The sequence below is a fragment of the Bacillus thuringiensis genome (genome assembly GCF_001455345.1).
Classification (GTDB): Bacteria; Bacillota; Bacilli; order Bacillales; family Bacillaceae_G; genus Bacillus_A; species Bacillus_A thuringiensis_N.
Genome location: NZ_CP013274.1, coordinates 1,694,201 through 1,714,816, shown reverse-complemented (window position 1 = coordinate 1,714,816; position 20,616 = coordinate 1,694,201). Strand labels below are relative to the sequence as shown.

The window sequence follows — 20,616 nt, the reverse complement described above, 5'->3', positions numbered from 1 at the left end:
TCTAGTCAATAACTAGAACCTCTTTTTTAATTTCTTTCTCCTTTTTGAGACCATATCACAACAGGAATCAGCATGAAAGCTAATACTCCTCCAGCTAATGACAATGCCGCATAACTCGAATTCGCTACTACCATTCCTGACATCGCTCCACCAGAAGCTCCAGCTAACGCAATAAACACATCTATCTTCCCTTGTGTTTTTGCACGTGTAGAAGGTATAGTTGCATCAACAATTTGAGCAGTACCACTGATTAAACCGAGGTTCCATCCTAATCCAAGTAAAGACAATGCAACGATTAATAGTATTAAAGAATCACTCGGCGCTATCGCAGCTATGACACCTGCTGCTAATAAGATTACTCCACCAGCTATACTCATCGTAGTTCTGCCAATTTTATCAATTAACATTCCCGTAACGAGAGATGGAAGATACATTGCACCTACATGAAAACCAATTACAAGACCTACTGCACTTAACCCATGACCATGGTGTCCCATATGAACTGGAGTCATCGTCATAATGGCAACCATCACAATTTGCGTAAGTATCATTACGATAGCTCCAACAGTAATGCCTCGTTTGTTTTCTGTCGCTTCTTCTGTTACTGCTTGCCCTTTATATGTATGCTCTTGTTTATATGTTTCTATCATATTAGCAACAAGTAACGGATCTGGACGTAGCATAACAAAAAGGACAAAACCCGCCAGTATAAACGCCGCCGCTGATAATATGAATGGGCCAGCAAGTTCAGGAATTCCAATTGAATGAGCAAACCTTCCCATTACACCTACTAAATTTGGACCTGCGACTGCACCAAAAGTCGTCATTACCATCGTAATACTAATGGCAGTTGCTCTTTGCTTCTTGTCTGCTAGATCTGTACCTGCATAACGAGCTTGTAAATTCGTAGCTGTACCTGCACCGTATATGAGTAAAGAAACTAGTAAAAAAATAATACTATTTGTTATTGCTGCCAATATAACACCAATTGCTCCAAACCCACCTACCGTAAATCCTGTTGCAAGCCCTATGCGGCGACCATATTTTTGCGATAACTTCCCGACAAAAAAAGCCGCTATTGCAGATCCCATCGTAAACATAGCAGCCGGTAATCCTGCAAATGCATCTGTTCCAAGCATTTGCTGCGCAAGAAGTGCACCTACCGTAATGCCAGCAGCTAATCCTGCTCCGCCAAACATTTGTGAAATGCTTACGATTATTAACGTTCGTTTATATAATTTTTGTTGTTCTTCTTCTGTATACATACGATTACTTTTTAAAGCCCCCGCCTTATCTAACAATTCTTCATCCTCCCTTTAAAATTAAACCCACTTGTTAATGTACTATAGAACAGCAAAATCCCCAAATTTAATATACTGAAATTTATTTATACATGTAAAGAACCCCACGGTTTATATTTTTCCCATTACCGAGGGGTTCCCAAATTTACATGGTGACTCTACTTTATATTTCATATACAAACTTTGTACTATTTTACAACTACATCTTGATTCGCTTCAAAACCTTCTGTCTTACCCTCTTTCATCTCATAATAATACGAAGGTAATTCTATATTATGTTCTACAAGGTAATCCTCAATTAATGAAATAATGACTTTCAACGTTTTCAAACGTGCATATAATTTATCGTTACTTTCGATAATATGCCACTTCGCATTTGGCTTATTTGTTTTTTCAAACATGTCTTCCATTGCTTCAACATACTCGTCCCATTTTTCGCGGTTTCGCCAATCTTCTTCTGTAATTTTCCATCTTTTCAAAGGATTGTTCTCTCTATCTTTAAACCTCTTTAATTGTTCATCTTTACTAATATGATAGAAAAACTTCCCGATTATGTAATGATCATCTGTTAATAGTTTTTCAAAATCATTAATCTCATCATACGCTCTCGTCCACTCTTCCTTTGTAGCAAAACCTTCAACACGCTCAACTAACACACGGCCGTACCATGAGCGATCAAAAATGGTGATTTGCCCGTATTGAGGAAGTTTTCGCCAGAAACGTTGCAAGTAATGGTACCGTTTTTCATGAGGTGCTGGTGCTCCAATTGGATTTACTTGAAACCCGCGCGGATCAAGATGTTCAGTCACTCGCTTAATCGCTCCGCCTTTTCCAGCCGCATCCCAGCCTTCCATAACAAGCATAACTGCAATTTTTTCCTCTTTTACAATTTGCTGAAGTGCTAATAAACGTCTCTGGTATTTTTCAAGTTTCTTATTATACTTAGATTTTCCTTCTATTCTTTTCGTTAAATCTATTTTAGCAAGATGTCCATTTTCCATAAAACAAATCCCCCTTGTTGTATGACAATGTTATTTTAACATATTATTGGAAAAATTTCTCATTAGAAAAAACTGTATAGAAAAATCTCTACACAGCTTTCATAAAGAATACAGCAGTTCATATCACCATAATAACTGCACCTATAATATAAGATATGTTCAATCATTTAAAATGTAAATTACATTCATGAGTGCCATAAATTTCGCCTTACATTATATGGTATATACTCACATAAAGAGAAGATAATAATAAATAAATCTGTTACAGAATGGGAGCTCTCTAAAAATGAAACGAAAAATATTTTCTCTCTTTGCACTAATCTGTTTAGCACTACCAATACAAGCTAGTGCATACACATTTCAATCACTACCAATTGCATCAAAGTCTAAACAGTGGTATATCAAAATTGATAATTTTCATAACCCAAACAAGCAAGCAGTGCAGCCAAAACAAGGTGTATACGATACATATAGTTTACTCGTAAAAAACATCGGTAATGATGTATCAAACGTAGCTGTGGAAATACTTGATAACACTCCTACCTCTAAGGCTACTTTTCATTCTACCGCTTTAAATAACAACGTTTCAAAAAGTGATACAAGCTTTGATTACATCGTATTCCCATTAGACTTTAACAGCCATAATTTCAAAGTCGTCATAACTTGGGAAGAAAAGAACTTCTCTTACAACGGCCATCCAGTAAATGAAAGTAAAAAAATGAAACAAACATTTGTGTTTAATGAAGAATAAGCCCTAATTTGATTAGGGCTTACTCTTTTTTTACAAAACCAGATTGAATTGCTTCTGCCACTTCTTTTGTAATTTCCAGTTCTCTTGCTTTCATACTAATTTTCTTATGCCAAATATGTACGGAGGGCTTTTCATTATAAAGATGCTTTATTAATACGAGTTTGTTATATGCTAGCCTATTTTCTCTATGGGTAGCGATATAGACTGTGAAATTTTTTGCTTCAAAGACCTTTTCTCCCAAAATGTATTTACTCTCTAATTGCCTTGTTACTATATCTTTCAAGTTTTCTATAGCCATGCATATCGCCCTCTTTTCCCATTTAATCAATTAAATCGACGAATACTCGATACAGACAATGCGATTCCAATTGTTAAAATTACTAAACTAGCTAGTGCTATAATAGTTACCTCACCACCTATGACAGTAGCTAACCATCCTACAACCACATAACCTAGTGGCAATAAAGCAAATGAACCTAACATATCCAGGCTTGCCACTCTTCCGAATGCTTCTTCTGGCACAAGCTCTTGTAAACTTGTTTCCCAAATGAGTCCAAATATCATCATACCGAAACCTTCAATTGCCATTAATGCAATTAAAGCAGGTGCCCAAGCAATAAACGGCATTATTAAAAGCGCACAACCACTTATTAAAACACCACCATAGGCAAGTAATCCCCGCTTATGCCACCTTTCTCTCCCGCCAAATATTAGCGCGGCAATTACAGCTCCAACACCAGAAGATGCCATTCCTAATCCATACACGTATGCTTCATAATGATGATGAACATTAAATAACCATGGAATTAATACGACGATAATTCCTGCATAACAAATATTGATAAAAGAAAAGACTAAAATTGTAATCCATAGCCACGGATGACTTTTTAAAACGAAAACACCTTCCATAAACTCGTGTTTGTAATCGACCTTTCTTCTTTCAATATGGTTTACTTTTTTAAACTTTATTTCTCTTAAAAATAATTAACATAAAAATGATAACAAATACGTTACTGCATCCAGTCCAAACCCTATTCCAGCAGATGCCACGGAAACGATTAATCCTCCAAGAGCCGGCCCAATTAGTCGTATACCTTGATTACTCATTTGCGTTAATGCATTAGCTGCATTTCGAATTTCCGGTACAAATACTTTCGCCCTTACAGCCGCATATGCTGGCTGAAATATCCCTTCCATAAGCCCATATAATGCTACGAGTACATATAGAAGTGGAATTGTTAAAACATCCATAAATATAAGTGTTGCAAGTAATAGCATTAATATGCAGCGAATGATATCTGTAAATAACATTACTTTCACCCGATCCATTCGATCTACGACTAATCCAGCAAACGGTAACGCAAGAATATTAGGAAGCATGTACATCGCCATAGTCATTCCCATTACAACTGTTGAACCTGTTAATGAATACACAACGACTGGCAAAATAACCATCGTTATCGAACTACCTAAAGTCGAAAACAATTGCCCAATCCATAAAAATTTAAAATGCGGTGACGCTTTAACTGGCAATAGCAATTTACCGATATAACTTAAATTTTTCTCTGTTGGTATTTCTCCTTGCATACCTCTCTCCTCTTTTCGAAGGATTAAATCATCCTAATAAAATGTTTTATTTTTAATAATATTCAATCTAATTATATATGAATTCATCAAATTTATGGTAATATTATCAAAAACACAAAGGGGACATTATATGAAAACAATTGAGACAGAAAGACTCATACTACGATCATTACAATTAGACGATGCTCTAGTAATCGAAAAATTAGCTGGCGATTATGATGTTGCTAAAACAACCCTATCTATTCCACACCCATACCCAAAAGGCTCTGCAAAAGATTTTATAACACATATGCTACAAGCAGAAACTGATAAAAAAGTTGTGATTTTTTCTATATTAGCTAAGAATACTAAAGAATTAATAGGTGTGATTAATTTCAATTTAAATCATATCCATAAACGTGGAGAACTGGCCTATTGGATTGGAAAATCTTATTGGGGAAACGGATTTGGTACTGAAGCGGCGAAAGCACTACTACACTATGGATTCAACGAGCTACATTTAAATAAAATATTCGCAGCTGCTTTTACAAATAATCCTGGTTCATGGCGAATTATGGAGAAAATCGGAATGAAACATGAAGGGACGTTTAAACAACATGTTGTAAAATCTGATGAATCTATGGACATTACATACTATGGAATATTACGTGATGAATACAAATAAAAAAGGTGTTTTCATTTATGAAAACACCTTTTTTATTTATAATTTTAAGTTCTTCTTCAATGTCCAATATTTTTCTTGAGTATTTTCAAATGAAAATTCTACCCAGCCATTTGGATCTTCACGATATACATTTACTTTCTTACCATTTTCTAATTTTCCAACTTCATTTTGTGTAACATTTGGTACACTCTTAATTGGATTGTTAAACGGGAATGGAACTTGATAGTAAGATCCTACCGATTGAACTGTAGTTTTTGCATCTTTTGCATAATCTGTATAAGGAATCGCTTCACTTAATACTTCTACATTTAATGTATTAGGGTTTTTCGGTAGTCGTTTTGCATTTTTGTAATCTGCTTTATTAAAAGGCTTAATGCGTTCCATGATGTTAGCGATTTTTCCAGCCCATTCTGTATCTGTTGAATACATAACATTCATTGCTGGCAATGTGTAACCTTTGAAATATCTTGCACCATCTTCTAAGTAGTTCTTTTTCACATAATCAGCGTTATATGAAATACTTAGTCCGTATGACGGTAAATATTTTGCATATGCAAATGGATCACGATCATATGCTCTTAAACCAAATAAATTATGTTTACGATATGCAATTTCTGATTTACCGTAACCAGATTCTAAGATTGCATGTGCAGCTAGGTATAGTGCGTTCACCCCATACTCATTTTGCGCTTTAATAAAGTCTTGTCCAATTCCAACTAACGGGCTATCTGGATGGAATCTTTGAATATAATTATCAATCTCTTGCGCAGTTACATTAGATGGTAACGTTACATCTAGATTGATATACGATGCCATAGCATTAAATAAAAATTGTGCATATTCTTCACGTGTTAAAACACTAGTTGGATTAAATGCACCTGCTCCGTTACCTGCTGTAATGCCGTTAGATTCTAATGCACTAACTGCATCATTTGCCCAATGCGTACTTGGTACATCATTAAACGTATGTTGGGCCTTTATTTTAAATTTAAAAGCATTCTGTATAATTACCGCCATCTCAGCACGAGTTAACGACTCTTTCGGTCTAAAAGTCCCTTTACCATCACCTACGAAAATCCCCATATCTGTTAGTGCCAAAATTTCTTCTTGGAACATTGTCGTTCCTGCACTAATATCAGAGTATGGATTTTTATAAGCGTTTTTTGCTTCTGGTTTTAATGCGCGATACATTAATGCTGCTACTTGCTCACGAGTCACAACATCTCCGAATCCGAATTTACCATTATCGTACCCTGCAATAACCCCTTTTGACGTTAAATCAGTAATCGCTTCAAATGACCAATGATTTTTCGGAACGTCTGGAAATTCTTTTGTAGATGCAAACGAAGTTGCTGGAGCCATCACTACTTGAAGTGCGACTGTCACTGCTAACACATTAGAAATAACTTTTTTCATAAATTTTTTAACACGTTATGTATATGCTTGTCCCGTGTTAACTTGCCTCCCTTTATCGTATAATTTTCCCTATTAAACTAACAAACTCTTAAATAGTCAACATTAAAAGTATACGTGATAAAAATAAACTAATCTACCATTATTTTATTCATAATCAGCATAATACGATATATCTTTTTATTCGGATACAAAATTACATAAACTTACAAAAAAGCCCACCTCTATGTAGACGATGGGCTTAGCAATCAACATTATTATTTCGTTAAACGAGATTTTGAAACATCAAAGCCTTTCCACTCATAATAATCTAAAATCCCCGCATAAATTGCCTCAGCAGCTATTTGTCTTCCGGATTCTGAAGCTAACTTCTCATAATCCGTGCTATTATCTAAAAATGCTAGCTCCGTTAGTACTGCTGGCATCTCATTTTCTCTTAGAACATAAAAGTCTTCTGGTTTCACACCACGATCTCTTGTATCTAGAGCTTTAACTAATCTCTTTTGTATTTTATCAGCTAACATGTAACTTTCTTTTTCACGCTCAGTTAATTCTTTCTTTTCAGATCCTTTATAATAAAAAGTTTCTGTTCCATATCCATCATGTTTTTGAGAAGCATTTGCATGGATACTTACAAAAATATCTCCATTATGTTCTTTCGCGAAATCCACACGATTTTTAAGGTCTTCTCCTTGTTTTTCACCAAGACGAATATCTGTTTCACGCGTTAACATCGCACGGAATGGAGTATTCTTCTCTAGTAAACTTTGTAATCTTTTAGAAGTATCTAATACAATATCACTTTCATGTAATCCTTGCGTTGCCTTCCCAGGGTCTGTTCCTCCATGGCCCGGATCAATAATAATCACCTGTTCTACTAAAGGGTTACCTATTTTAAGCGAGTCTGACTTTGCAATAAACTTCGCTGCTTCTGCTTTCGTTACAGTTTTATTAGGTAACCACTCTGTTTTATTTACACCTTGTGAAATATCTAATTCTACTAAAATGTTGGCCTTATCTTTCCCCCAACTATCATGTAAATCTGCAAATTTTGTTTGTACTGGTTGTTTTACTTTTGCCTCTAATTTATATGCTTCAACAAGCATCGCTGCCATTGAAACTCGGTCAATTTTCCCAGTTGGATCGAATACGCCCGCTCCTTTCCCTTTAACAACGCCAGCTTTTTCTACGGCTGCGATGAATGGAGTATACCATTGGTTTTGAGAATCACCGAAAGATGGTTTAGCATTTGTATCGATTCGTAAGTTTAAGATTTGAGCCATCATTGTAGCTGCTTCTGCACGAGTGATTTCTTTTCCTGGCTCAAACATTCCTTTATCGTTACCTGTAACTGCACCTTTATCTACTAAATAGTAAATAGAATCTTCTGCCCAATGTTTAGCTGGGACATCTGGAAATTTTTTTGTTTGTGCGAAACTACTAGATGAATAAGATAATATACTAGCTGCGATTACTCCTGCTGCGATTATTCTATTTTTCATAGAATATATTCCCCTCTCAAGTACAATGTATTTATGTAACAGACTAATTATAGTTCTGAAAATTAGTAATAGTCAATTGTAATTTGTATAATTTTGTATTATTATTGTATTTTTTGTCATATTTAACTATAAGGTTTTATAAGAGGAGAGATTCGTATGGGCAACAATTGGAAAGATATAGAACACCGTATTTACACGATGTGTATGATTCAGCGAAATAACGAAGTATTGCTAATAAAGCGCCCCAATCGTCTAGGTTTCCCTGGTTATATCGCTCCTGGCGGTAAAGTAGATTTCCCAGAAAGTATCGTTAAAGCTGCTAAACGAGAAGTAAAAGAAGAAACTGGATTACTTGTTTCAAATTTAAGTTTTAAGGGATTAGATGAATACGTAAATCCGAAAGAAAATGTTCGATATATGGTATTTAATTATTGGTCAGACTCATTTGATGGTGAACTTCTTATGAACCCTCCTGAGGGCGAATTATTATGGGTACCAATTGATGAAGCACTAAATCTTCCTATGCAAGATTGGTTTAAAGAGAGATTCCCATTATTTTTTGAAAAAGGTACGTTTGAAATTCAACGCGTCTGGGACCGAGACTTAGATAAACAAGTTGCTATGACAATTACCCATACATAAAAAGCTTGGAATCTCTCCAAGCTTTTCTTACTTCTCCTCTAATTTCTTAATCTTATAATCAATTTCTAAAAACTTGATTCCGAATATCCACATTTTATGATTAGCTTCTAATATGTGATCCGTGTGCTCTTTTATAATAAAAGTCTCTGCTAACGGTAAACGTATTGTAAAGAAACGAGTATGTAAATAAATCCCCTCATCTCCCTTTCCATTCCTTCTCAGCTTACTAGTAATGATTAAATCATTACTCTTATTACATAATTTCAAAATCCCTGTCATATTCGAATAGGGTAAAGGTAATCCAATATTCATGTATGTCTCGTTCTTATATGTATGCTTTGAGTAAAGAGCTACAAATATAAATTCTCCTTCTTCATTTTTTCTTAGCCAAGCTCTTACATTCTCTCTTCCATCCTTCTCATCTATTATCCCCACGATAGAGCCATGCATCGTTTCCCACTTGCCTCCCATTCCTAAATGTATTTGTCCTACACGTTTACTCATTTTCTCATAACAAAATGCAAAGGGGCGGAACCACCGAGCCCATTTAATATGCGATTGTAACTCATACTCTTTTGTATCTTCATAAAAACGAATAATACTTACAGGGATATTGTCCGCGTCAAATGCCTCACTATGAAAATCCTTCATATTATCAACTAAACCTATGTATTCCTTACTTTCTACTAAATTTCTACTATGTAAAAACACCCCACCAATTTTCACATTTCCTCTTAACTTACTCATTGGTTTCCCATAGTATTTATAATTCGGAACACTCTTTTCGATCATCCAGCCGACAAATGCCGGTAATGCTACTCCAACTCCGTTAACAACACCGTGAATCCAAACCATTTGAGCAATTGTAATCGTCATTACATGTTTCAAATTCCCATACGAGTATATAAGTGAAAACATAATTGTTACCATGAGTGTACTAGATGATATGACTAGGAGGATTTTTGCGTTGATAGCATTAAATTTCGTGCGCCAAACATAAATCCCATACCCATAAATCGCACATAAATATAGGAACACTGCAAAAAATTCAAATACCCTTGAGTACGTAATTCCAATCGCAACTGTCATCGGTGAAATGACTATAATAAACATAATTGCATCATATACTTTACTGCTCTTTTCTCTCTTCCGCCCTATTAAACCAGCTGATAATGGCAATAGAAACGCCGAATAATGAAAATGTGCAGCTGTGAGTAAAACAATGTCAGAGCTAAAATGCATAATTGAAAGTTTTGCTACTGAAGCAAAAAACCAAAAACCACCTAAAAACAAATAAATAAACGCACTATCGATAGCTGTCTCTTCTAACGGTTTCCATCCTCTTTCTAGTAATCTATTTATACCAAATAACGCAACGATCCCCGTATATACAAACCAAATTATCGCAAAGATATATTGATTTGTTACAAAAGCTAACATTGCACAAATCGCTGCTATCGGATATAAAAACGATACGGATTTATAAAATAATAAATACGATCCATTTCGTGCTCTTTTATCAATAATACAAAAAGACATCGGTATAAATAACAAAATAGATAATAAAATAATTGCTTCAACTGGGTTTACATTTGACCACTCACATATTAGAAAAACAATATAACAAGCAAGCCCAACTATTATATTTTTCATATCATTTATTTCCTTTCCACAAATGTTCCCTTATATGAAAATAGCGAACCCATTAACGGATTTCGTACTTGAACATGAATTCGAAAACATTGTAATTCGTCATCATAACTTTCAACAATTTTTGCCTCTCCGTATAAAAGTTTCGGTAAAGAGATTTTTCTTCTAAACATATAAAACCATTGTTTCTTCGAAGAAATATGCATTGCCCCTAACTCATCAATATGAAAATTTAATGTAGAGACGAGTATATGTGGTTCACCAAAATAATCTACAATTTCATTTTCGTTTTCATCCAACTGCATAACTGCATTAAAATATCTTTTCTTATTATGGAAATAGAAAGTACGATTCCACTTTACAATTTCTTTTCCATATTCATCTCGTTCAGCTGTATTATGTATTATAAATGGAACTCCCTCTCCCCGTTCAGAGAAAAACATTCGAAACTTCGATGCAATTTTTAATATTAATTTTACGAAAAAAGAACCACCGTAAATTTCATCCATCTTTCCTTCTCCAGTAAAGCTATTTTCTTCTGTAATCTCATAGCGTTTCTGTAATTTTGGATGAAGTCTTTTATAAGAATCCCCTAATAAGCTTTCATAAATATTAGCCATACATTATCCCTTTCTCTTCCTCTTGCAATTTTTTGCACTTGGTAAATCAAAACTATTTATATAACCGACAATCGATAACCCCATTAGTAGAACGTTTAATGTAATTGGATTAAACGGCTCTGTAAAGCTTGCGATATTCGTAAAGCCTGCCGCTATCGTTAAGGCTATTAACATAAAAATATGTACTATAAATACTTTTCGTTTTGGAAATGGCAACAGCCATATGACACCAAAAATAATTTCTAGTATTCCAATTATTTTAAGTACAAAAATACTATGTGCAGTTGAACCAATCATCACAGATAGCATTTTTACTTCTTCTGAATGAGTAAACACTAGTTTCGGTACTATTCCTTGATACATCCATACAAATGCAAATAAAAAACATACAATCCAATATGTCATCGTTCTTCTCATTAGCAACCTAGGATGAAGTCCTTTTTCTAACCATAATTTTAAAGCATCAAAACTCCAAGCAGTCGCCCAACCTAATAACGGTCGAAAAATACATGAATCTATTACATTTCCTATACGACCATACCTCGTATCATAATCATATTGCGTCTCAAAATGAATGTATGTTTTACTCGGTGTATACTTCCAATAACCACGCCCTATTTGAATAAGAGATAATTTATTATCCGTCCAAAATTTCAAAGAAGAAATACGTTCTCCCGTTTCTTTTCTTATCTCACCTATCGATTCACCTTCTCCAGCTATTTCAAGTCCAAATCCGATTTTTGTTTTATATAAAAACTTCTGTGGTTCTCCTTCTTTTTTCTCTAAATACGAAATTTCAGTAAAGCGAGCATCCCATTCTGTATGTATATGTGGTTCTTGCGTGTATTCCCATAATTTCTCCATTGTTGTGTTCATTTCTGTCGAAACATAAATAGGCTTTTTCCCCTTCATTCTTCCACCTCCAATGCACTATAAGTTTAATGTACATGCATTGAATTTATTTTGCTACATTTTTCACAAACTTTCTAATAAAGAGAAAGAATTTTTAAAATTTATATAAAACACTTGCTTCCCCGAAAAATTTAAATTATTATAAAACAAATGTTACCAACAACTTCATAAATCAAACACTCTCGCCTAAAACGTGAGATAGAGGTTGCGATACTTATGATTATTCTAATGGAGACACAGAGATGTCTATGAAATTAGATGAAAGGAAGTATTGCCGAAATCGATATATTTCTCTGTATGTATCGATTGGGGCTGTTTTCGAATAGAAACAGAACTGTCATATGTACAGACGTGTATGTATGAAGAGCTATCTACAAAAAAGAGATATCATTTTTATGGTATTCCTTTTTTGGCGGTTTTTTTATTAGCTCCGTTTTCTGTTTCCCTTTTCCTGTAACAGCACCATCCTCACTTATTTGAGATGGTGTTTTTTGTTTTTCTCTGGTAGCTACAGGAATATTGGGATTTATATATGTCCTAATCTATTCTTAAAAATGGATGAAAGAAGGAATTCGTAATGGAAACGATTGTACAAAAATTTGGTGGCACTTCTGTCGGAAGTGTTGAGCGTATTCAACATGTAGCAAATTTAATTATTGAAGAATATGAACGAGGACATAGTATCGTCACTGTCGTTTCGGCAATGGGAAAAAGTACAGATGAACTTGTAGCACTTGCTAACGCTATTACAGAAAATCCGAGTAAACGTGAAATGGATATGCTTCTATCAACAGGAGAGCAAGTGACTATTTCATTATTAACAATGGCATTACAAGCAAAAGGTTATAACGCGATTTCATTAACAGGATGGCAAGCTGGTATTACGACAGAATCTGTACATAATAGTGCACGGATTACTGACATTCATACGGATCGAATTCAGTCTTATCTTACTAAAGGTACCATTGTTATTGTAGCTGGTTTCCAAGGAGTCAGTGAAGATCTTGAAATTACAACGCTTGGACGAGGCGGTTCCGATACAACTGCGGTTGCATTAGCTGCTGCACTGAAAGCTAAAAAATGTGATATTTACACAGATGTGACAGGCGTATATACGACGGATCCACGAGTTGTAAAAGATGCTTATAAATTAGATGAAATTTCTTATGACGAAATGTTAGAACTTGCAAACCTCGGTGCTGGTGTATTACATCCACGTGCTGTTGAGTTTGCTAAAAATCATAATGTCATTTTAGAAGTTCGCTCAAGTATGGAACAAGAAAATGGAACAATTGTAAAAGGAGAATGTAACATGGAACAACAATCAATCGTTAAAGGTATTGCATTTGAAGATAATATTACACGCATCACAGTGAAAGGATTGGAACAAGGCTCACTTTCAACTGTTTTCTCTACATTAGCAGCGGCACATATTAATGTAGATATTATCATTCAAAGTATTACAAATGAAGGAACTGTTCATCTCTCCTTCTCCATCCACTCTAATGATTTAAGAGAAACATTAGAAGTGTTGGAACAAAACCAAGAAGCACTTCACTATGTATCAGTAGAACATGAAAACCATTTAGCAAAAGTATCAATTGTAGGATCTGGTATGGTCTCTAATCCAGGTGTTGCTGCGAATATGTTCACTACTTTAAAAGAAGAAGATATTCATATTAAAATGGTAAGTACATCCGAAATTAAAGTGTCTGTCGTTATTGACCGCCTTCATTTAGTAACAGGTGTTGAGGCGCTGCATCAATCATTTATGGCGAAAATTGAGCCTTTAGTGCAGATGAGTTAATTTCCACCCGTAAAACGTAAAACAAATTATATGAATCTATTTCCTTCCTATATAAATAGAAAGCTGTTTGCATTGTATAGCGTGACGAGAAATTTATTTACATTAAAATAAAGTCATTCTATTCAACAATCGGGCCATTTAATGGCGTACAGACTAGAAATATTTTGTGAGGAAGTCGCGGTATTATTTGTTAGCAAGATACTATATGACATACTTAATAACAGCTTGTCACATTTCCCTATACCGTGGCAAGCTGTTTCTGTTTGGAAGGAATTTGTAACCTTTTAATAGTATACTTATGAAGATGACCAGATAATACATTTTTACATATAAGGAGATACAGAGAATGACAAAAAACAAATTACTCAGAATGGACAATGTCAGCATCGTTGTAGAATCCCTTGATGACGCAATCTCTTTCTTCGAAGAGATTGGTTTGAAACTCGAAGGGAGAGCCACTGTCGAAGGTGAATGGGCTGGTCGCGTAACCGGACTCGGTTCCCAGTGCGTAGAGATTGCTATGTTGGTTACGCCAGATGGCCACAGCCGGATTGAACTTTCGCGATTTCTTTCCCCGCCCGCTATAGCAGATCACCGGACAGCACCTGTCAACGCCCTCGGTTATTTGCGCGTCATGTTCACCGTTGAAGACATTGACGAAATGGTATCTAGGCTTACCACTAAGCATGGTGCTCAGCTCGTTGGCGAAGTAGTTCAATACGAGAACTCATACCGTCTCTGCTACATTCGTGGAACCGAAAGCATCTTAATCGGTTTAGCGGAAGAACTCAGTAACAAGTAAGTGATGTATTATAAATTAAACCACTATATTTTTAACCACGTCCTAACTTTAGAACGTGGTTATACTTGTTTGAGCTTTTAAAAATATATTATCATTTTACATATAGATTTCAAGACACTATTCAAATCGTTCTTTAACATATTATCAACATCTATAAATCATTATAAAATAATTTGGTTAGTCATTTTATCCTTTCCTAGGAAATATAACTAACTCTTCTCATTTTATATCTTATCGCTCTTTTCCATGAAAAAACGATCTATATTCATTCAAAATAACTTTCTTCACATCCGAGTAAAATACCATCATGAATAGTGCAACTCCTAATAAAATCTCTTGAACTCCTTCATAATCAATGAAAGCACTTAAAATTAGCAAACCGCATCCGATATAAAAACCAAATCCATTTCCTTTCTCAAAATCCTCATCTTCTGCATCACTATGTATTTTCTTTTTGAAATCTTGATTCCCTTTTATCAACACGTCTAGCGTAACGTTATACATTTCACTCAATAAAATCAAATTTTCAATATCAGGGCAACTTTTATCATTTTCCCATTTATATACCGCTTGCCTCGTTATACCAATCTTTTTAGCAACATCCTCTTGCGAAAATCCTTTTGACTCTCGTAGTTTTTTTCACTGTTCTCCTAAGCTCATAACGTCCCCTCCTTTAACAAATTATTACACAAAAAGAGATATAGAAGAAAGAAACCATTAGTAAAATTCACTGTAAACCATTCGTTTACACAATAAAAAAGAGAGGATAACTTTTTGAGCTACCCTCTCTCACTTCTATTAAAACAGATGAATGTTTTCTTTCTTGCAAGCTTCACGTAAATCATCAGGCCATACAGAAGATTGCACTTCACCGATATGTGCTTTACGTAAGAAGTACATGCACATTCTTGATTGTCCAATACCACCACCAATTGTTAATGGTAGTACATCTTCTAATATACCTTTATGGAAATCATACTCACGTTTAAAGTCATCACCAGTTTTCGTTAACTGCTCATCAAGTGATTTACTATCAACACGAATTCCCATTGATGATAATTCGAACGAAGCTTGTAGTACTGGGTGCCAGAATAGAATATCACCGTTTAATTTCCAATCATCATAATCAGCTGCGCGTCCGTCATGCTTTTCACCTGAACAAAGTGCATCACCAATTCCGATAATGAAAACGGCACCGTGTTCTTTCGCAATTGCATGTTCACGATCTTTCGGTGTTAATTCTGGATATTTATCTTCTAGTTCTTGGGAAGTAACGAACACGATTTCTTCTGGTAAATACTTTCCAAGAAACGGATATTTTTCAAATAAGTGATCTTCTAAATCTTTGAATATTCCATAAATTGTTTGTACTGTTTGTTGTAAGTAATCTACAGTACGCCATTCTTTTTGAACGATTTTTTCCCAATCCCATTGGTCAACGTAAATAGAATGTGTTGCATCAAGTTCTTCATCACGACGGATTGCGTTCATGTTTGTATATAAACCTTCACCAGCTTCATAGCCGTATTCATGTAATGCGAATCTTTTCCACTTCGCTAGTGAATGAACAATTTCTAATTCTTCTCCTGAATGTAACATATCAAATTCAATTGGACGTTCTACACCGTTTAGGTGATCGTTTAATCCTGATTTTTTCGTTACGAATAATGGTGCAGATACGCGGAATAGTTCAAGGCGTTTTGCTAACTGGTCCTCGAAAAATGTTTTAACTTCCTTAATTGCAATTTGAGTCTCTCTTACTGTCATTAATGATTGATACATGGTGGTTTCCTCCTAAAATGTTTGGATGTTGTGAAAAGAAGCCAACAAAAAAAGCCCTTCTTTCCCAAAAAACTGGGACGAAAGGCTTTGGTTCCGCGGTACCACCCAAATTAGCAACAGAGGTTGCTCACTTATACAATACGGAGATGAAAATATCTCGATACTGTTCTTCTTGTAACGGCGAAGTTCCCGGCTAAGTCTACTTTCCTATAAAGGATTTCGGTTAGCAACTCCAGGAGGTTCTTCATAATAGGCTTCGTATCAGGCTCACACCACCCCTGACTCGCTTAGACTACGTCCTACTACTACTCGTCCTTTCATAGTCGTTTTGTTGTCACATCTCTGAAACATTTTATTAATGATTATTCTATACAAAAAATAAAGAAAGTCAACAAAAAGTTTTAAAATATTTTTCAATTCTTTATTTTACGGCTTTATTGATTGTTTCCAATATAACTTCTTTACTTCTTTTGCCTAGACATTCCAAAAAACATCTCACTAACTGAAACTAACATATATACAACGATTAATGTAATCGTTCGAAATATAGAATCCGCAGTATTTCGTATTATTTTCATTTTCTTTTTAATTCCTTTCAGTTTACGTGCAAATTCATGATATACTATAGCATTCAAGCAGTTTTTTTTACTTAAAGCAAACATAGTCATTTATAAAGAGTATTTTCTAAATCATTGACTATTATCAAATAAGATTTTTATATAACGGAGTGATCATATGAGTAAAACGAAAGCAAAACCGAAAAAAGGTGTAGGACAAGGTACAGGAAGTAAAGGATGGAACCGTTGGCAATCAAGTGCAAAGAAAAAGGCAGCTGCCAAACCATACAAAAGTAAAGGTACAAAGAAGTAATTTAAATAACATTTGATTTCTTTACTTTGTACAAAACAAAATATAATTATTACAACAAAAAAGCTATGCCCTCATAAATTCGAAGGCATAGCTTTTTTATATTAAATCATTAAAATATCTCGTATTTCTTCCTCCGTAATCGATGACAATTTCTCTTCTCCCGGTTCAATCACTTCAGCGATTAAATTTTTCTTACTCTCTTGCAGTTCATGCATTTTTTCCTCAATTGTTCCGTGTGCTACTAATTTAATAACTTGTACTGTATTTTTTTGTCCCATTCGATACGCCCTATCAGCCGCTTGTTGTTCAACAGCTGGATTCCACCATAAATCATATAATATTACCGTATCTGCACCAGTTAAATTAAGTCCAGTACCGCCAGCTTTCAAGGAAATAAGAAATAGATCGCCCTCTCCTTCGTTAAACCGATTACATAGCTCTACTCGTTCTTGCGAAGGTGTATTTCCGTCTAAATAAAAGTATGGAATCGCTTGACGATTTAACTCACGACCAATAATGGACAGCATCTTCGTAAATTGAGAAAAGATTAAAATCCTCTTACCAGTACTTCTACATTCCTCTAGTATGTCTAGCAGTTGCTCAAATTTAGCTGAACTCCCCTTGTAATCATCAACGAATAACGCGGGATGATTACAAATTTGTCTCAACCTCGTTAAGCCAGCTAATATTCTAATTTTATTTTTACGTAACGTATCTTTATCTAAATGCTTTAACGTTTCTTCCCTTAACTTCGCTAAATAAGCAGCATATAGTCTCTTTTGATCTGGTAATAATTCCGATGACTGTAAGTGCTCTATTTTATCTGGAAGCTCCTGTAATACGTCCCCTTTTAATCGTCTTAATACGAAAGGTTTTACGCGCTTCGCAATATCTTCACTCCTTAAATCACCAAATTCCTTTCTTCCTGGTAATAATTCTGGAAATACGACATGAAAGATAGACCATAGTTCTTCTAATGAATTTTCTACAGGCGTTCCCGTTAGTCCGAAACGATATTCAGCTTGAATTGTTTTCACTGCTCTTGCAGTTTGCGTTGTAGGATTTTTAAACGCCTGTGCTTCATCAAGAAATAGTGTATGAAACGGCCTCGCATACGATCTTATATCTCTTCTCAGTAATGGATATGACGTAATTACGACATCAAATTCCGCTACATCTTTTAGGATTTTCCGCCGCTCTGTCTGATTTCCATCTGCAATAACTGCTCTAATGTGCGGGGCGAATTTTTTCAATTCACTAAACCAATTATAAACAAGCGAGGACGGTGAAACGACTAATATAGGTAGCTCCTTCTCTCGAATTTCAGGCAAAACAGAATCTATATAAGCAATACTTTGCAGCGTTTTTCCAAGTCCCATATCATCTGCTAAAATACCGCCAAAACGGTAATAGGCGAGCGTTTTCATCCACTCAAATCCGTATACTTGATACTCTCTCATTACAGCATGTAAAGTTTGTGGCACCGTAAACTTTAATTTTTTCGGATTTTGAATGCTTTCCACTAAATCTTGAACAGATTCATCTAAACTTAAAACATTACCTTCGTGAAGTCCGTTCATCCATTTTACACTCCGAATAAGCGGAACGTTCACTTCTTCCCCATGTAAAAATTCTTTTCGAATACCTGATTCTTTTACAAACTGATTAATTTCATTAAACTCTTTACTCTCTAGTGATAATAAAGAACCATTCGCTAATCGGTAATATTTGCGTTTCTCTTCAAGAGCAACTAATACACCTTTAATTTCCGCTTCCGGTATTCCTTTTATATCAAAACGAAATGACAACCAATCAATTCTTTCTTTTCTTCTCACCCTAATAAGAGGAGCTGTATCCCCTTTATGAATTCGTAATTTGATTGCTGTCGTCGCATAAATATCAACTAAACCTTTTAACGTTGGAACGACATGATATAAAAAATTATACTCAGCCTCTTCATTATGTATAAAATAACCACCTTCTGTTTTCGCGAAGGCACTTTCACTCATAATGTCTAAAATTTCTTTTTCCTTTTTCTCATCACGATTAAAAACAGACGGCTGTCCGTCCTCTTCTAGCGGATTAATCACGACGTTTCCATAATGAAATTCGAGACCTGCTAACAAACGATTTTTCACTCGATCTAAATATAGTTTTGCTTTTAGCGACGGCGTTTCAACACGATCTGATATTACTTCATCAATGCGCACTGTTCCAAGCTTCATTAATCCAGGGACAACTTTCGCTACGAAATGTTCCATCTTAGTTTCAGGAATATAAAACTGATTGCTATTTGAGCGACTCATCATCTTTTGTAGTTCAATAAGTCGCATACAATCTTCCATAGGTAAATGATATAATTTCCCATCGTAAAGAGCGTTGTTATACATCTCCATAACTTGAACACGATTTAGGCCGGCTATATGAAGTGTAAACCCGCCATTATTCCCTTTCGTGAACTCAAAATGTAATGGCAATAAACCTTTTGAAATTTGTAAGCCATGAAACAGTTGCTCATTTTGTTTCAGCTGTACATACTCGGCTCTAGAAAGTGAAGAGAGCATATCATTCCACGAAGCTGGCGGTATAAATATCATACTTTCATCTTGTTTCGCATGTACTTCTAGTGCATCTTCATACATTTTTTCGTTATGATATATTTTAATGAGTTGTTGTATAATCGCGTCTGTTTCTTGTTTAAAACTGTGTACATCTGGCGTGTATATAAATTCATTGGAACAATGAAAAGTTTCTCTTTTCTCCACTTTAGAAAGAAATTCTCTAATATGATTTATGAAATACACTTTGGCAAGTTTCAATTGAATTCCAAGAAGAGCCCCACCGCTTTTCGTCGCTACTGGTGAACATATAAACTCCACATCTAATATTTCACGTGTATCAAAACGATGTTGTTTACTTTTTGGTCTCAGTGGTTTGTCTGCAAACAGCTGAAACATCCCGTTTGTTAATTGATCATTGCTGCTACTAACAGAGCCCATTCCACCCGTTTGCTGATTATAATTTATTTGTATTAGTACGGCTGCAACATGTTGACAGTACGTTTGAAAAGACGCTAACGAAGGACAGCTACATCTCGCAACAACCTCACCTTTTTTAGCTTTTTCTACTGTAACATGGAAATCCTCGTTCCCTTTTACCGTCGCCTCGCAAATTTCTTTATTTTCATCATAATGATTCACGATTACTTTATTTGCTTTATAATAAGCTTCGCCTCTTTTATATGAGGTCTCTCCGCATACTTCTTTAATGATTGATTTATTTAATGTAAAACTCATTGTTTTGACACCTCTT

General features: G+C 35.0%; 16 protein-coding genes, 2 pseudogenes, 1 riboswitch and 1 other annotated feature. Of the genes and pseudogenes, 6 read left to right on the top strand and 12 right to left on the bottom strand.

Features of this window, described 5'->3' with window-relative positions; translation table 11 throughout:
- Positions 1-26: 26 nt before the first annotated feature.
- Together ATN06_RS09165 and ATN06_RS09160 are read right to left on the bottom strand one after the other, a co-directional pair.
- Positions 27-1,301 carry an MFS transporter gene (locus ATN06_RS09165; protein WP_060630366.1) on the bottom strand — a complete coding sequence of 425 codons (1,275 nt, stop codon included), beginning with the start codon at positions 1,299-1,301 and terminating at the stop codon, positions 27-29.
- Positions 1,302-1,489: 188 nt separating this feature from the next.
- Positions 1,490-2,302, bottom strand: a complete 813-nt coding sequence (locus tag ATN06_RS09160) for a polyphosphate kinase 2 family protein (protein WP_060630365.1) — start codon at positions 2,300-2,302, stop codon at positions 1,490-1,492.
- A 286-nt stretch (positions 2,303-2,588) separates the two neighbouring features.
- Here ATN06_RS09160 and ATN06_RS09155 point away from each other — a divergent pair, with 286 nt between their 5' ends.
- The gene (locus ATN06_RS09155; RefSeq protein ID WP_060630364.1) at positions 2,589-3,053 is read left to right on the top strand and encodes a hypothetical protein; all 465 of its coding nucleotides are present in this window, start codon (positions 2,589-2,591) and stop codon (positions 3,051-3,053) included.
- 19 nt (positions 3,054-3,072) lie between these two features.
- Here the strand turns inward: ATN06_RS09155 and ATN06_RS09150 are convergent, their stop codons facing one another.
- Together ATN06_RS09150 and ATN06_RS09145 are read right to left on the bottom strand one after the other, a co-directional pair.
- On the bottom strand, positions 3,073-3,351 hold the full coding sequence (locus tag ATN06_RS09150; RefSeq protein WP_060630363.1) for a hypothetical protein: 279 nt from the start codon (positions 3,349-3,351) through the stop codon (positions 3,073-3,075).
- Between the two features lie 26 nt (positions 3,352-3,377).
- Positions 3,378-4,640: pseudogene (locus ATN06_RS09145) on the bottom strand (MFS transporter).
- 130 nt (positions 4,641-4,770) lie between these two features.
- Here ATN06_RS09145 and ATN06_RS09140 point away from each other — a divergent pair.
- Entirely contained in the window at positions 4,771-5,304 is a 534-nt protein-coding gene (locus ATN06_RS09140) for a GNAT family N-acetyltransferase (RefSeq protein WP_060630362.1), read from the top strand.
- A 36-nt stretch (positions 5,305-5,340) separates the two neighbouring features.
- On the opposite strand, the gene ATN06_RS09135 is transcribed toward ATN06_RS09140, so the two are convergent.
- Both ATN06_RS09135 and ATN06_RS09130 read right to left on the bottom strand, forming a co-directional pair.
- Positions 5,341-6,720: an S-layer homology domain-containing protein gene (locus tag ATN06_RS09135; RefSeq protein ID WP_060630361.1), complete on the bottom strand. Its 1,380-nt coding sequence runs from the start codon at positions 6,718-6,720 to the stop codon at positions 5,341-5,343.
- 254 nt (positions 6,721-6,974) lie between these two features.
- Positions 6,975-8,219 (bottom strand): N-acetylmuramoyl-L-alanine amidase, encoded by a 1,245-nt coding sequence (locus ATN06_RS09130; RefSeq protein WP_060630360.1) that lies wholly within the window; start codon positions 8,217-8,219, stop codon positions 6,975-6,977.
- Between the two features lie 156 nt (positions 8,220-8,375).
- Between ATN06_RS09130 and ATN06_RS09125 the strand changes: the two genes are divergently transcribed.
- On the top strand, positions 8,376-8,861 hold the full coding sequence (locus tag ATN06_RS09125; RefSeq protein ID WP_060630359.1) for an 8-oxo-dGTP diphosphatase: 486 nt from the start codon (positions 8,376-8,378) through the stop codon (positions 8,859-8,861).
- A gap of 27 nt (positions 8,862-8,888) precedes the next feature.
- On the opposite strand, the gene ATN06_RS09120 is transcribed toward ATN06_RS09125, so the two are convergent.
- Genes ATN06_RS09120 through ATN06_RS09110 form a run of 3 tightly spaced genes read right to left on the bottom strand, consistent with a single transcriptional unit; the run spans position 8,889 to position 12,043 of the window.
- Positions 8,889-10,514 (bottom strand): YndJ family protein, encoded by a 1,626-nt coding sequence (locus tag ATN06_RS09120; RefSeq protein WP_060630358.1) that lies wholly within the window; start codon positions 10,512-10,514, stop codon positions 8,889-8,891.
- A gap of 5 nt (positions 10,515-10,519) precedes the next feature.
- Positions 10,520-11,131, bottom strand: a complete 612-nt coding sequence (locus ATN06_RS09115) for a DUF4166 domain-containing protein (RefSeq protein WP_060630357.1) — start codon at positions 11,129-11,131, stop codon at positions 10,520-10,522.
- A 3-nt stretch (positions 11,132-11,134) separates the two neighbouring features.
- Positions 11,135-12,043 (bottom strand): DoxX-like family protein, encoded by a 909-nt coding sequence (locus tag ATN06_RS09110; RefSeq protein ID WP_060630356.1) that lies wholly within the window; start codon positions 12,041-12,043, stop codon positions 11,135-11,137.
- Positions 12,044-12,234: 191 nt separating this feature from the next.
- A riboswitch (Lysine riboswitch) is annotated at positions 12,235-12,421 on the top strand.
- A gap of 199 nt (positions 12,422-12,620) precedes the next feature.
- Here ATN06_RS09110 and ATN06_RS09100 point away from each other — a divergent pair.
- Positions 12,621-13,850, top strand: coding sequence for an aspartate kinase (locus tag ATN06_RS09100; RefSeq protein WP_060630355.1), 1,230 nt, complete (start codon positions 12,621-12,623; stop codon positions 13,848-13,850).
- Positions 13,851-14,196: 346 nt separating this feature from the next.
- Positions 14,197-14,652, top strand: coding sequence for a VOC family protein (locus tag ATN06_RS09095; protein WP_060630354.1), 456 nt, complete (start codon positions 14,197-14,199; stop codon positions 14,650-14,652).
- 231 nt (positions 14,653-14,883) lie between these two features.
- On the opposite strand, the pseudogene ATN06_RS09090 reads toward ATN06_RS09095, so the two are convergent.
- Both ATN06_RS09090 and asnA read right to left on the bottom strand, forming a co-directional pair.
- Positions 14,884-15,312, bottom strand: a pseudogene (locus ATN06_RS09090) (helix-turn-helix domain-containing protein).
- Positions 15,313-15,450: 138 nt separating this feature from the next.
- Positions 15,451-16,434 (bottom strand): aspartate--ammonia ligase, encoded by a 984-nt coding sequence (asnA, locus tag ATN06_RS09085; protein WP_060630352.1) that lies wholly within the window; start codon positions 16,432-16,434, stop codon positions 15,451-15,453.
- A gap of 70 nt (positions 16,435-16,504) precedes the next feature.
- Positions 16,505-16,764, bottom strand: a binding site (T-box leader).
- 405 nt (positions 16,765-17,169) lie between these two features.
- On the opposite strand from asnA, the gene ATN06_RS09070 reads away from it, so the two are divergent.
- Positions 17,170-17,304 carry a DUF3934 domain-containing protein gene (locus ATN06_RS09070; protein WP_000047588.1) on the top strand — a complete coding sequence of 45 codons (135 nt, stop codon included), beginning with the start codon at positions 17,170-17,172 and terminating at the stop codon, positions 17,302-17,304.
- A gap of 101 nt (positions 17,305-17,405) precedes the next feature.
- Here ATN06_RS09070 and ATN06_RS09065 read toward each other — a convergent pair whose 3' ends face one another.
- The gene (locus ATN06_RS09065; protein WP_060630350.1) at positions 17,406-20,600 is read right to left on the bottom strand and encodes a DEAD/DEAH box helicase; all 3,195 of its coding nucleotides are present in this window, start codon (positions 20,598-20,600) and stop codon (positions 17,406-17,408) included.
- Positions 20,601-20,616 lie beyond the last annotated feature (16 nt).